Raw genomic sequence first — 12,273 nt, 5'->3', positions numbered from 1 at the left:
CGTGGGCACGGCTTCAGCCTTCTTGAAAATAAAGGAGCCATTTTCTGCGTGCGATGAGTCGCTGCCGAAGCGTTTCTTGTCCTCAGAAGCAGAAACGGCTTCTCCCGGGGTCTTCAGACTCGTGCTGTTCCCACTGGGGTCTACGTATTCTGCCCGCTGTTAAGCTATTCTTACTATCTTGCATGACGACCGCTGCGGAAATAGACTACGCTTTCCGCGCGGCTGGTGAGCCTCCTCGAGCTTTCACTCTGCGGGGTCTCGCCGAGTCCTTATCTCCCGCGGGAGTCTCCGTGGATTTCCTCCTCTGAGAGTCTACGTACTGTTTTCCGCCGTCCACAAATGCTTACGATTTACTTGAAATAGCGCCGTACTAGCGCTTATCCCATTCTATCAAGAAATTACCTACTGTTAATCGCCATTTATATCCATTGCATCATCAATTCAATGCTTGAAGATGGCCTGTAAAAACTTCATATGCTGGTATCGTTCGGTTGTTGCAAATGGATGTAGGTTTTGTCCCAACCACTTTTTAGTTATGTTTGTTTTTCTCCACCTGGTTTACGATGAACGCTCAGAAAACTGCGGATTTCATCTTGGGTTATTCCGAGTCCTTTTGCATTCAGCATCAACTCTATCCACTCTTTATCAAGGTGTTCTCCACTCTCCCGTGATTTGCTCATTTTTCTCCTCCGCTACTGATATTCTCTTTTTCGTCTAACCAATTTTTAAACTTTACATATTCCAGGAGATCGCGAAAATCCTCTTTACTCATTCCTTCATTTACCGCTTTGCGAAACAGTCCCTCCCATTCTTTGTCTAATATGATTGCTGGTTCGGCCGGCTGTTCTTCGATGCGTTCTTCCAGTAGATAGTCAATACTCGTGTCGAGCGCAGCTGCTATTTTGGAAAGAATCTGCAGCGAAGGGTTTTGTTGTAAGTTCCTCTCTATGTAGCTCAGATAAGACTTGGAAACCCCCGCTTGTCTTGCAAGCTCTGTAATCGAGTACCCTTTTAATTTCCTTTCGTTTCTTACCCGGTTACCAATCATGGCTTTCTTCCTATCTTTGTTGTAATAAAGAACAGTTGAGTCGCATACATAGCTGTTTTGTTCATTATATAAAACAATACGTTCTTTAAAAAATACGTAAAAGTAAGTAAATAAAAGGTAATTCGTGTAAAAGAACGTAATATGTTCTTAATTAAGAAATTCGGATGTTTTTCAGGTTTTTCTATCTAGGAAATATGGATTATACTCCAATTATTGGTTCTTTAAAAAGAACGATATGAGGTTGATAACGAACGTCTGCACCTGTTTGCAACTCCTTTACATAGTAGGAGTTTCAAAATATAAAAAGGTTAGAAAGAGGAGGAAAAAGAATGAGCGTTAAAAAGAAGTTAGGTATGGGAGTTATGTCAGCAGCACTTGGTATATCTTTAATCGGGGGAGGTACATATGCGTATTTTAGTGATACAGCAGAAACAACAAGCACCTTTGCTGCAGGTACGCTGGATTTAAATGCGGAGCCAACAACAATTATAGATGTTGATAACTTAAAACCTGGTGATTGGATGACTAGGTCCTTTGAATTGCAAAACACAGGAACTTTGGATATTGCGGAAGTTTTGCTAAGCACTGACTATTCTGTAGGTGATGCGGAAGGCGATAACACAGAAGACTTCGGCGAGCATATAAGAGTCAACTTCCTGTGGAACGACGATAAGGCTACTATTCCGCCAAATGATTTGCTTTCCGATGATGTTATTTATGAAACTACGTTGAGCGAACTGAAATCCATGTCTCCAGACGCAGTTGAAAATCATATCTTCATTCCATGGCTAGAAGAAAATGATGGATTGGTAGCTGGCGACTCCGATACCCTTTACGTTCAATTTGAATTTGTAGATAACGGCGAAGATCAAAACGAATTCCAAGGTGACTCGCTAGAGCTTACATGGTCTTTCGAAGCCCACCAAGAAGCTGGCGAAAGTAGATAATCTGTTTTTCAGGAAAGGTGAGCAGCCCTCACCTTTCCATCCTTATTCTTTCTAGTTGGCAGGCAACAGTTTTGTCCGTTAACTAGAAAGAATAATTAAGCAGGGAGGATTACCCAAATGCGAAGCTCACGCTTGGTTAAATATAGAAAGAAATACAAGAAAGCAGGAATTGCTGTACAAATTTTGGCTATCTGGTATGTTGCCATTTGTTCAGCTGCGATGTTGACCTCCTCGACGGGAGCATATTTTAATGACTCGTCACAGGCGATTACTGCTGTTCGAGTTGGAACTTGGGAAACCGATCAATGGGATAAAAGCTCGCTGGTTTTTCCAAATGAAAACAAAGACAGGTCAGTTAACAGCTGTGAACCGGCACAAATCTCTGCCTCCCTTAAGAATGGCGGGGAGTCAATGGAAATCACTTCTACATATGAAGTTTATTATGCAGAGAAAGGGAATCCGAAACAGGGGGAGAAGCTGCCACTGGCTGCAGGCGAGGGTGTAATTGAAAAGCTGGAAAATGGTGCAGAAATAGTGCTTACATTCTTGGCAGGCGCACCTGGAAATTACAAATTTAAAGCTTATCAAGTTGATGGGCATCCTGGTAAAGGGGAGCTCTGGAGTGAAACGATCAAGGTAGAATGCAAAGAAGCGGAAGAATCAAAAGCATCTGAAGCAGATCAACAGGAGAACGAGACAAATACGGAATCCACGGAAGTGAAAGATGAAGACAATGTGAAGGACAATGAGGCAGAAAAAGGTCTGGAGCAAACAGAACAAAAATCTGACCAATCCAGCCAGGAACAACCAGAAGAAAAACAAGCGGAGAATAATGGGGAAACCAGCACGGAGGCACAGCAGGATGGCGAACGGAAGAATTCAGAAGAACAGCTGAAAGCCAAGGCAAAGTCCGATTCAGAATCAAACATCGAAGAAACGGAAAAAGAAACAGAAAAGCAGTCAAAAGAAACAGAAGAGGGCGGGGAATAATGAAGTATTCAATGGTGAAAAAATGGTTAAGCAGACTTGTCACATATACCTTGTTTGCAACCCTGTTATTCATGGTATTTGTAGTCATCTCGACGAAAGCTTCTGGCGGCGAACCACAAATTATGGGCTATCAATTAAAAACGGTTCTTTCTGGTTCTATGGAGCCAGACATCCAAACTGGTTCCATTATTGCCGTAGAACCTGGAGGAGACATGACAAAGTTTGAAAAGGGGGATGTAATTACCTTCCAGGAGGAGGGTAATATCCTTATTACCCACCGGATTGTTGATGTGATAACCAGCGGTGAAAATGTCATGTATGAAACAAAAGGCGATAACAATGACGGACCTGACAGGAATCCAGTTCTTGCTCAAAATGTAGTTGGAGAATATACCGGATTTACTATCCCATATATTGGATATTTCATTAGCTTTGCCCAATCGAAAGAAGGGAGTGCATTACTGTTAATCCTGCCAGGATTATTGTTGTTAGGTTATGCAGCAATTACGATTTGGCAGACAATTGCTAAGATAGATGATAAAAACGAAACCAAAAAAGCTGAGGGTTCTGTGGAATCCTAATAAAATAGATGGATTACCATCTAATAAGGGTGATGATGATGAGTAAAAAAGCCCGTTTGGCCTTTATGATAGCTGCCAGCTTAGTTGTCTTTGTATTGATATTTTCAAGCATTGGCTATCATCAATCTTTTGCCACCGCGAATGAAATAGATATTGAGACCTTGCCAAAAGATCTCCTGTTTGATGTTCACAATATGAAGCCGGGAGATTGGGCGAGCAGAAGTTATACAATCCAAAACAATGGATCACAGAACATGGATTACTACCTTTCCGCGGAATTCAAATCAGGGTCAGAAAAGCTGTATAAGGCACTGGTACTGCAAGTCAAAGAAGGGGATCAAGAATTGTACACCGGCAGTTTAGCAGCGTTTAATCAACTCGAACAGCGGCAGCTGAAAGCCAGGATGGAAGAGGAATTGACATTTACCGTTCAATTTCCGGAGGAATTAGGGAATGACTATCAAGGATTAATTAGTACATTCAATATAATCATCCATGCAAAGGGTGTACCAGTAACCGGTCCACAAACGAGTGATGGCAAAGGGCTGCCAAATACGGCTGCAGGCATGTTCAATATGCTGCTCATAGGCGCCGTTCTGCTCATCAGCGGGACAGCTGCTTATCTTTACGCAAGAAAAACCAGAAAAGATATCAAGTTAAGTTAGTTAGAAAGGGTCTTGCATTACCCCCAATAATCAAGACCCTTTTCTATAAAAAGAACGTTCTTTTAATAGAACGTTCTTTTTTCAAAGGATGGTTTAATGAAGAAATTATTTGTGTATTTAGCGATTCTGAATTTGTTGGATGGAGTAGTAACTTATATTGGTTTGGAACTGAGGGTGATTGCTGAAGCAAATCCGTTTATGGACAACCTTTACGGGACTAGCCCCTCCGTTTTTTTAGGGGTGAAACTTTTGCTGTCGGTAGCCTTGCTGTTATTTTGTATTACCAACAAGCTTCCTCGAAGCCACATGGTTAAAGCACTGGTAGTGACAGCTTCTGTTTTTTATTTGCTGATTTGCATGATGCACGGGTTCTGGTTATTTGAAATAAGTTGAATTCATATGCTTGTTAAAAAAGGAGGATTCCTATGTACCGCAAAACTTGTCATCGCTGTTTACAATTATCCTACAGCAGCAGTAAACTCGGGGAATGGCGCTGCCCGATTTGCAGCCATGACCTTAGCCTGCGAAAGGCACGAGATCCCAAAGACCCACGTGACAGACCATCACCTGATTGCCAAGCCAATAAATTAACTGTCCGCTATCATCAACTCCCAGATGTCCCTCCGACATTTTCAGCTCATATTTAGATGAAGAAAAACGACAGCTTGCCGACAAATGCTGACAAATATATTATACTAAACAAGGAAGCCTTCAGAAAAAACGCTGTTTGACTATCATCACAATGACTGAAAGGAGCGGTTGGCCGTGTCGTTGGATATTATCATCAAGGGGATTCCTTTACAAGCATATAAATGGAAGGAAGAGCAATTGGACCAATACACATTGACGATTAATACAAAGATCAACAAGGAAGACTACCTCAAGCTAACAGAGCTTAGACAGGATGCTGGGAATAAGGCGAATTATTTTGATGTAATGATTGCCGATTATGTTAAAATCATGCGATTTGGAAAAATCATTTACTCGGACCACGGAAAATTTGTTAAAATGAGGGCTGCCTTGGTTGAAAAGGATTACTCAAAAGAACTTGAGGATATTCACCACCCAGAAAAGGAAGACTTGTTAGAAACAGTGGCCCATTTAAAGCTGACTAACGATAAATTGATGAATCTTCTTCAATCCAAAGGACTACTTACTGAAGAAGAACTGAATGAAATTAAACTCTCTACGGTTGATGAGAAAAGTGAAGCATTCGAACTCTATCGGGTAGAAGATGTCGACTTCTATAAAGATGAAACTACCAGCAAACCATCCGTATTTAACTGGCATTAGATAATAAAGATCTGAAAGCACTTCTATTTAGAGCAGAAGTGCTTTTCCCTATTGCTGGAAACGTAAAGAAATGGCGGCACAGCAGTGAACAATAGCCATTCATCTTAGGGGGGATTTCATGGAAACTGTTATCAGTTCGGAAAGACTGAGAATGAGACGAATGAATCAAAAGGATAAGTCCAATTTGCTTAAAATTTTCTCTGATCCGGTGGCAATGGCTTATTACCCGAGCACAAAAAACGAAGAAGAAACCGAGCAATGGATCCAATGGACGCTTGATAACTACCGGAAATATAAAGTGGGTTTGTGGGTAGTCGAGGATAAATTGACAGGTGATTTCTTAGGTATGTGCGGGCTGGTGCCGCAAAAGATCGACGGAAAAGTGGAAATGGAGATCGGTTATTTATTTGAAAGAGCGAAGTGGGGGAAAGGCTATGCAACAGAGGCTGCACAGGCGTGCAAAGATTATGGCCTCGGCTATTTGAAGTGTCGTGAGCTGTTCTCCCTTATCGATCCTGGCAACTTGCCATCGATAAAGGTTGCCAGGAGAGTGGGGATGGATTATTTTAAAACGATTATAAAGTGGGACAAAGAGATTGCTATTTATAAAGTGAAAAACAAAGATTAACATGGAAAGCCTTGACCACTTATTTCTGGATTTCAAATATGTCCTCCAATTTTTCGCTCATATAGGTGTGGGCATCCTCAACGCCAAGATTATAAAATTTCGGAGCAAGCTCTTCCATGAAAAAATCGAGTATGAGAGCGGCGGCCAAGTCTCCTAAATCCTCGTTTCGCTCCTGCAAAAAGTATTGTTTGATCAGTCCGGTCATATCTTGTTTCAATTGGGCATTTAATTTAAAAGTTTGTTTCATATAGACCTCCTTAAGGGTGAAAATTTATAAGTCTTAAAACGAGTATAGCAAAGAGTTTATTTATGAGCATGTAAAAAAGGAGAGGGAACACGTGGCAGATTTAAAATACGAAATTATCGAAACACTGGGTGTCATCTCCGAATCAGCTAAAGGCTGGAAAAAGGAGCTGAATTTAGTGAGCTGGAACGGCAGAGAACCAAAGTATGACATAAGGGACTGGGCTCCCGATCATGAAAAAATGGGAAAAGGAGTCACCTTGTCAAAAGAAGAAGCGATCAATCTGAAAGGTGTCTTGTCAGCCAATTTATAGCGGAAATAGACATAGATGATAACTATCTCCATTCCATAAGGGAGGCGTTATCTATCCAATCTATCATTTGGCGGCGGTTTAGCATCATCAGCCCTTGCAGGAAAAGCGTATCAGGATGTTGGCCGATAAAAATGTATGAAGGACAGCTGATGGTTCCCGGTGATAGGGGAATTCAACAGCTGTCCTTGTTCGCTTAAAAATATATAATTCCGTAATCTCACCTACTATATCTTAGTAAGCACTGTTCTTCAACAATCTTACGGTCGCTGTGCGGGTATTTGGTATCCTCGATAATTTGGTAGTCTTCCTGGCCTTTGCCGGCAAATATTAAAATATCGTCAGGTTCACTAACTTGCAAAGCGTGACTGATCGCTTCTTTTCGATCGGCGACTAATGCGTAGTTGTCATGCTTCATGCCCTTTTCCATATCCCGCAAAATATCCTCCGATTTTTCAAAGCGCGGGTCGTTGATGGTGAGGATGACGTAATCGGCGCGCGATGCTTTCTCAGCCATAGCCGGACGTTTGTATTCGTCTCTGTCGCCGCCAGTACCTACCATAAAGATAAGCCGGTTTTTTTTGAATGGCAAAACAGAATCAATCGACTTTTCGATGGCATCTGGGGTGTGAGCATAATCAATATACATCGATACAGGGGCATCCATGTCGACTTTTTCCATTCGCCCATTTACCGGGGGCAGTTCTCCGATATATTTCACCAGACGTTCAGCAGGTATTCCATAAGCATATAAAGATGCGATGGCAGCGAGCGCATTATAAACATTGAATTCACCGAGCAGGTTCATGGTCACATCCAGACGCCCTTCCGGGCATAGTAAGGTAAAGGTAGTCTTATCAGGATGGTATTCAACGTTTTCTGCTTTAAAGTCTGAATCAGCATTCAAACTATAGGAAATTACTTCAGCGGCCGAAACGGATTTATAGGTGTCAAACCATGCATCATCATGATTAAGTACCGCATACTTGGTTTTACGTAAATCTTGTCCCAACTGGGCAAACAACAAGCCTTTAGCATATCCATACTGCTCCATGGTGTCGTGGTAATCAAGGTGGTCATGGGTCAAATTAGTAAAAGTAACAACATCAAAGTCAACACCCCATAGCCTTCCTTGCGCGAGTCCGTGTGAGGAAACTTCCATGGCCATATGATCGATATCCTGATCGAGCGCATTCTTCAGTATTTTTTGATTTGTCAAAGCATCGCAGGTGGTATTGGAGCTCGGCAGCTGTTTATTGTCAAGCTGTACACCAATTGTCCCGGATAAAGCGGAAGCTCGTCCACCCTTCTTCAGCATGGAATGAATTAAATTCGTTACCGTTGTTTTACCGTTTGTGCCAGTGACGCCAAATAGATTCAGCTTGGTAGAAGGATAGCCATAAAACCGATTAGCAAGGATTGCAGTTGCTTTGTACGTATCGTTTACAATCACTAATGCTGCCTTATCTAAATCAATATCCAGTTTTTTTTCGGCAATCACCAGGGAAGCCCCATTTTCAATCGCCTGTTGGTAAAAATCATGGCTGTCGACCGTAAATCCCCGGGTACAAATAAATATACTGTTATCTTCTGCTTCCCGGGAGTCATTATGGATAGTTGTAATTTCATTTGGCAATGTACCGAAGACTTGCTTTATTTTTAGGGATGATAATAATTCAGCTGTATTCATATCGCAACCTCTCAATCCGAAATATCTTTATCTGCTTGTCCGATATATGTAGTTTTGTATGAAAAAGTAGTATAAAAAAGTGATTCTTTCAATATTTCTCTTATACCCACGCGAGATTCCTTCTAATCTTCTTTTAGTAAGAAGCTAACTAACTACCGGTCAGAAATAAAAGAAGCTGAGAGGATATTGGAGGTATCAATTAATTCGGATACCTGTTTGGAAAGTAACTGAATTTGCTCGTCTTCGTTTAACTGGGCTGTTACTTCTTCATAGTGTGATTTGTTCCGAAAAACAATTTGGCCAAATAACAAGTCTTCATCTTTGCCGAGCTGAAGGGCCTCAGTCAGACCGTTAACTGCATCCCGGTTGAATAGAAGGTAAACATCGTGGTTGATAGCTCCATATGACATATTTATCTCGCCGGCCAGTTTATTTAAAGAGAGAAACTTGTCAGTATTTTGCTTCTTCACACGGTAAAAAGACAATACAGTGAACAAAGGGATCACTCCTTTTCAATCACTATATGCCGGCTTTCAACAAGTGTGAAAAGGAGCTGGAGCCTTTTTTAATTCCTGTTTAGCAACCATAAGGCTAATTTCAGGGCGCGTTAGACAGGAGTCTCTGACTGCACGCAGCAATTTATCAGACAGCTGTGCAAAGGTTAGAGACAAGGTTTTTGGTGGATTATTTAGCTGCTTTTTGCAGTTTATTGATCATTTTTAGAGCTCTTCCAGTTCCAATTGCTACTGATTCCAGCGGGTTTGGAGCTAGGTGCACGGGTACAGATATTTCGTCTGCGAGCCATTTCTGCATCCCTTTCAGCAAAGCGCCACCGCCTGTTAAAGTAACCCCGTGGTCAACGATATCGCCGCTTAATTCCGGCGGGCAATTTTCCAGGGTAGTGCGGATTGTTTCAAGTATCGCTTCCAAGGATTCCTTGATGGCTTCCTGTACTTCTGTTGAAGTAATCGTAATCGTTCGAGGAAGCCCGGAAACCATATCTCTGCCGCGAATATCCATGCTTAATTCATCATGGTCGATTAAAGCAAATCCTATTTCCATTTTAACATTTTCGGCAGTACGCTCACCGATCAATATATTATAATTCTTGCGGATGTATTGAATGATTTCTTCATCCATTTTATCTCCACCGGTCCTTACAGAACGGCAGGATACAACTCCGCCGAAGGAAATAATGCCGACTTCGCTAGTTCCGCCGCCTATATCTACAATCACGTTGGCTACGGGCTCGTCTACAGGTAAATCCGACCCAATGGCAGCAGCCACAGGTTCTTCAATTAGATGGACTTCTTTAGCTCCGTAGCTTTTGACAGCATTATGGATAGCTCGTCTCTCCACTGAGGTGCTGCCTGATGGGGTACAAACCACGACAGTAGGCTTTCTCATCGACAACCCGGCAACTTTACTGACCTTTTTCAAGATTTCTTTCAACATTTGCGCTGTTACATCGTAATCGGCTATTACACCATCCTTCAAAGGACGGATCGGCACGATGTTTTGCGGAGTTTTTCCGACCATTTCTTTGGCTTCGCTACCTACCGCTACGACGTTTTTTGTTTCCATATCAATAGCAACCACGGATGGTTCGTTTAGTACGATTCCTTTAGATTTTGTATATACTAATATATTTGCAGTTCCTAAATCGATTCCAATTTCAGCATTAGAAAACATATGTTTTTTCCTCCATTGATGACAATTTTCTACTATAGCTTTTCTCTGCAGGCTTTTCTTTTCTGGGGGTGAACAGCCTGGATTTTATCAGTTTAGTTTCACGTCTGTTTACAATTTAGTCATTTTTAATTTCGGATAATAAACGATTTAGATAGGATTTAATGGATGCATGAAAAGCAATGCCTTGAATGATAAAAAAAGCAGGAAGCTGAGTTCCCGCTTTTTGGAGCATTAATAAAAAGCTTACTTTTGCTTTTCTTCTAATAGGTTTGCAAGTACCGGCTTTTTATATCGCTCAATTTTGCGTCCTTCCAAGCGGCGGACACCCAAGCTTTTCAATTCGTTTACATACCAACCTTTACTTCCTATGTGCATCCCTATCATCCTTTCCCGTTTTTCACATTGGCAAAACGCATTTTTCTTGCAGAAATCTACGCTTTTCTAGGGTTGAAAGACTATCAACCTATTTACCAAAAGACATTGTAACATCTATAAAAAACTCGAAAAAGTGAAAAGCTACAAGAATTTTCAACTTGATTTTTATTATATATAATAGAAGCATCCAATGTTACTTGTAATTTTTTCTAACGGTGATAACCAGATAAGATTGTGACATATGCAATGCTTTTATTGAATACGGGCGATGGGTAGGAATAGACGTAAGCTATCCTGTAGTTTAATCACATGGCCTGCCAAGAGCATTATAGCGGTCTGTCGATAAGATTAATTTCGAAGCGGCTTCACGAAAGGCTGAAGAACAGATTGGCAATAACTAACAGTGTTTCCAGCAACAACTGCAGGTGGTTATTTGCTCGTTAATGACGGGAGGTGGGGGAAGGATATGGATTTTGCCAGCAGAATGGCAGAAGAAAAAATACAAGAGGCTATAAGGAAAGGCGACCTTGATAACCTGCCCGGCAGAGGAAAACGACTGCACTTAGAAGATCTTTCCGCAATTCCGGAGGACATGAGGACCAGTTATTTGCTGATGAAAAATTCAGGCTATTTGCCGGAAGAGGTAAGGCTAAAGAAAGAATTGCTTTCTCTTCAGCAAATGATTGATTTATCTGAAGATCCGGACCAAAAAGCAGAGTATCAAAACAAGCTTTCGCAAAAGGAAATTCAATTAAAGCTAATGCTGGAAAAGCAAAACGTGCAGAAAACGAACAGTTTCCATAAATATTCAAGCAAAATATACAATCGCTTTGGAATAAGAAGATAGCAGGCTGTCCATTTGAGGGGACAGCCTTTATTTATAAGACGGTGGCAAATAACCCCGATTAGAGAGGGAGAAATGGACATATAATATAGAGATAATAATTCATGGAGGTGGAGGTTGTGTGCGGACGTTTTACACTGCAGGCCAGTGAGTTGGACATTATACAGGAATACAATTTAGCCGGGGGGGTTGAGGGGTATCGAACTCGGTATAATGTAGCGCCGGGGCAGCAAATTCTGGCTGTTATCCATAATGGTGAATCCCAAAAGGCCGGCTATTTGAAATGGGGATTAGTTCCTTCCTGGGCGAAGGACGCGAAAATTGGCTATAAAATGATCAATGCCAGAAGCGAGACTGTCCATGAGAAGCCAAGTTTTAAAAAACTGCTGGCCCGCCGGCGCTGCTTAGTTATAGCCGATAGCTTTTATGAGTGGAAACAAACCAATGAAATAAAGCAGCCAAAAAGGATATCGTCCAGGGACCGGCATTTGTTTGCTTTTGCGGGGTTATGGGATAAATGGGAAAAAGACGGACAGGAATTATTCACATGTACGATACTGACAAGACAAGCTGATGAGTTTATGAAGGATATTCACGATAGAATGCCAGTGATTCTGCCAAAACAAGCGGAAGAGCAATGGATTGCTCCAGTTAAACGTCCCGCCAATGAAGCTGCCCGTTTCATTCATGGACTGCCGACAGAGCCATTGCAAGCCTATGATGTAAGCCAAGTGGTCAATTCGCCAAAAAATGAAGGGGAAGCATGCATTCAGCCTTTGGCATAAACATCGACAAGGATAGGCAACTATTGTCATTAATCGATATTTCCTGTACTGTTAAGCCTTTTTCAGCGTCCGAAGCAGCATTGGACATTTTTGTACATCCTTTGAATGGTTCATCATATTTAGCGATGTATTGGTTATTTATTATGGCATATACATTTGTTTCCTTTTTAGATATACTTAA

17 protein-coding genes are annotated in these 12,273 nt (G+C 41.5%); 10 read left to right on the top strand and 7 right to left on the bottom strand.

The window, feature by feature from the left end; all coding sequences use genetic code 11:
• Positions 1-533: 533 nt before the first annotated feature.
• On the bottom strand, positions 534-680 hold the full coding sequence (locus tag BLR93_RS13415; protein ID WP_093215531.1) for an anti-repressor SinI family protein: 147 nt from the start codon (positions 678-680) through the stop codon (positions 534-536).
• The gene (locus BLR93_RS13410) at positions 677-1,048 is read right to left on the bottom strand and encodes a helix-turn-helix domain-containing protein (protein WP_093215529.1); all 372 of its coding nucleotides are present in this window, start codon (positions 1,046-1,048) and stop codon (positions 677-679) included. Before BLR93_RS13410 ends, BLR93_RS13415 begins: the two co-directional genes overlap by 4 nt.
• A 329-nt stretch (positions 1,049-1,377) precedes the next feature.
• Between BLR93_RS13410 and BLR93_RS13405 the strand changes: the two genes are divergently transcribed.
• The 7 genes from BLR93_RS13405 to BLR93_RS13375 all read left to right on the top strand — a co-directional run bounded on the left by BLR93_RS13405 (position 1,378) and on the right by BLR93_RS13375 (position 6,152).
• Positions 1,378-1,995, top strand: a complete 618-nt coding sequence (locus tag BLR93_RS13405; RefSeq protein ID WP_093215527.1) for a CalY family protein — start codon at positions 1,378-1,380, stop codon at positions 1,993-1,995.
• Positions 1,996-2,112: 117 nt separating this feature from the next.
• Positions 2,113-2,985: an amyloid fiber anchoring/assembly protein TapA gene (gene tapA / locus BLR93_RS13400; protein WP_093215525.1), complete on the top strand. Its 873-nt coding sequence runs from the start codon at positions 2,113-2,115 to the stop codon at positions 2,983-2,985.
• Positions 2,985-3,566, top strand: a complete 582-nt coding sequence (sipW, locus tag BLR93_RS13395; RefSeq protein WP_093215523.1) for a signal peptidase I SipW — start codon at positions 2,985-2,987, stop codon at positions 3,564-3,566. The genes tapA and sipW overlap by 1 nt, the downstream gene beginning before the upstream one ends.
• A gap of 38 nt (positions 3,567-3,604) precedes the next feature.
• Entirely contained in the window at positions 3,605-4,231 is a 627-nt protein-coding gene (locus BLR93_RS13390; RefSeq protein WP_175559368.1) for a TasA family protein, read from the top strand.
• A gap of 96 nt (positions 4,232-4,327) precedes the next feature.
• Entirely contained in the window at positions 4,328-4,624 is a 297-nt protein-coding gene (locus BLR93_RS13385; RefSeq protein WP_093215518.1) for a DUF5658 family protein, read from the top strand.
• Between the two features lie 372 nt (positions 4,625-4,996).
• Positions 4,997-5,524 carry a hypothetical protein gene (locus tag BLR93_RS13380; protein WP_093215516.1) on the top strand — a complete coding sequence of 176 codons (528 nt, stop codon included), beginning with the start codon at positions 4,997-4,999 and terminating at the stop codon, positions 5,522-5,524.
• Between the two features lie 118 nt (positions 5,525-5,642).
• Positions 5,643-6,152: a GNAT family N-acetyltransferase gene (locus BLR93_RS13375; RefSeq protein WP_093215513.1), complete on the top strand. Its 510-nt coding sequence runs from the start codon at positions 5,643-5,645 to the stop codon at positions 6,150-6,152.
• Between the two features lie 19 nt (positions 6,153-6,171).
• Here the strand turns inward: BLR93_RS13375 and BLR93_RS13370 are convergent, their stop codons facing one another.
• The gene (locus BLR93_RS13370; protein ID WP_093215512.1) at positions 6,172-6,399 is read right to left on the bottom strand and encodes a DUF2164 domain-containing protein; all 228 of its coding nucleotides are present in this window, start codon (positions 6,397-6,399) and stop codon (positions 6,172-6,174) included.
• 91 nt (positions 6,400-6,490) lie between these two features.
• Here BLR93_RS13370 and BLR93_RS13365 point away from each other — a divergent pair, with 91 nt between their 5' ends.
• Complete coding sequence (locus tag BLR93_RS13365) at positions 6,491-6,709, top strand: YdbC family protein (RefSeq protein WP_093215509.1); 219 nt, start codon at positions 6,491-6,493, stop codon at positions 6,707-6,709.
• A 217-nt stretch (positions 6,710-6,926) separates the two neighbouring features.
• Here the strand turns inward: BLR93_RS13365 and BLR93_RS13360 are convergent, their stop codons facing one another.
• The 4 genes from BLR93_RS13360 to BLR93_RS13345 form a co-directional block, all read right to left on the bottom strand.
• Positions 6,927-8,396 (bottom strand): UDP-N-acetylmuramoyl-L-alanyl-D-glutamate--2,6-diaminopimelate ligase, encoded by a 1,470-nt coding sequence (locus BLR93_RS13360; RefSeq protein ID WP_093215507.1) that lies wholly within the window; start codon positions 8,394-8,396, stop codon positions 6,927-6,929.
• A 152-nt stretch (positions 8,397-8,548) separates the two neighbouring features.
• Positions 8,549-8,893, bottom strand: coding sequence for a DUF1428 family protein (locus BLR93_RS13355; protein WP_175559367.1), 345 nt, complete (start codon positions 8,891-8,893; stop codon positions 8,549-8,551).
• Positions 8,894-9,080: 187 nt separating this feature from the next.
• The gene (mreBH, locus tag BLR93_RS13350; protein ID WP_093215502.1) at positions 9,081-10,088 is read right to left on the bottom strand and encodes a rod-share determining protein MreBH; all 1,008 of its coding nucleotides are present in this window, start codon (positions 10,086-10,088) and stop codon (positions 9,081-9,083) included.
• 243 nt (positions 10,089-10,331) lie between these two features.
• A complete protein-coding gene (locus BLR93_RS13345; protein WP_093215499.1) occupies positions 10,332-10,463 on the bottom strand; it encodes a DUF2639 domain-containing protein in 132 nt (43 codons plus the stop codon).
• A gap of 466 nt (positions 10,464-10,929) precedes the next feature.
• Here BLR93_RS13345 and BLR93_RS13340 point away from each other — a divergent pair, with 466 nt between their 5' ends.
• Positions 10,930-11,310 carry a DnaJ family domain-containing protein gene (locus BLR93_RS13340; protein WP_093215497.1) on the top strand — a complete coding sequence of 127 codons (381 nt, stop codon included), beginning with the start codon at positions 10,930-10,932 and terminating at the stop codon, positions 11,308-11,310.
• Positions 11,311-11,426: 116 nt separating this feature from the next.
• A complete protein-coding gene (locus BLR93_RS13335; protein ID WP_093215494.1) occupies positions 11,427-12,092 on the top strand; it encodes an SOS response-associated peptidase in 666 nt (221 codons plus the stop codon).
• Positions 12,093-12,273: the final 181 nt, after the last annotated feature.

This window comes from Sediminibacillus albus (assembly GCF_900101125.1).
GTDB classification, from domain to species: domain Bacteria; phylum Bacillota; class Bacilli; order Bacillales; family Amphibacillaceae; genus Sediminibacillus; species Sediminibacillus albus.
Note: the sequence above shows the minus strand (reverse complement) of the source record. Positions and strands in the feature narration are given on the sequence as shown.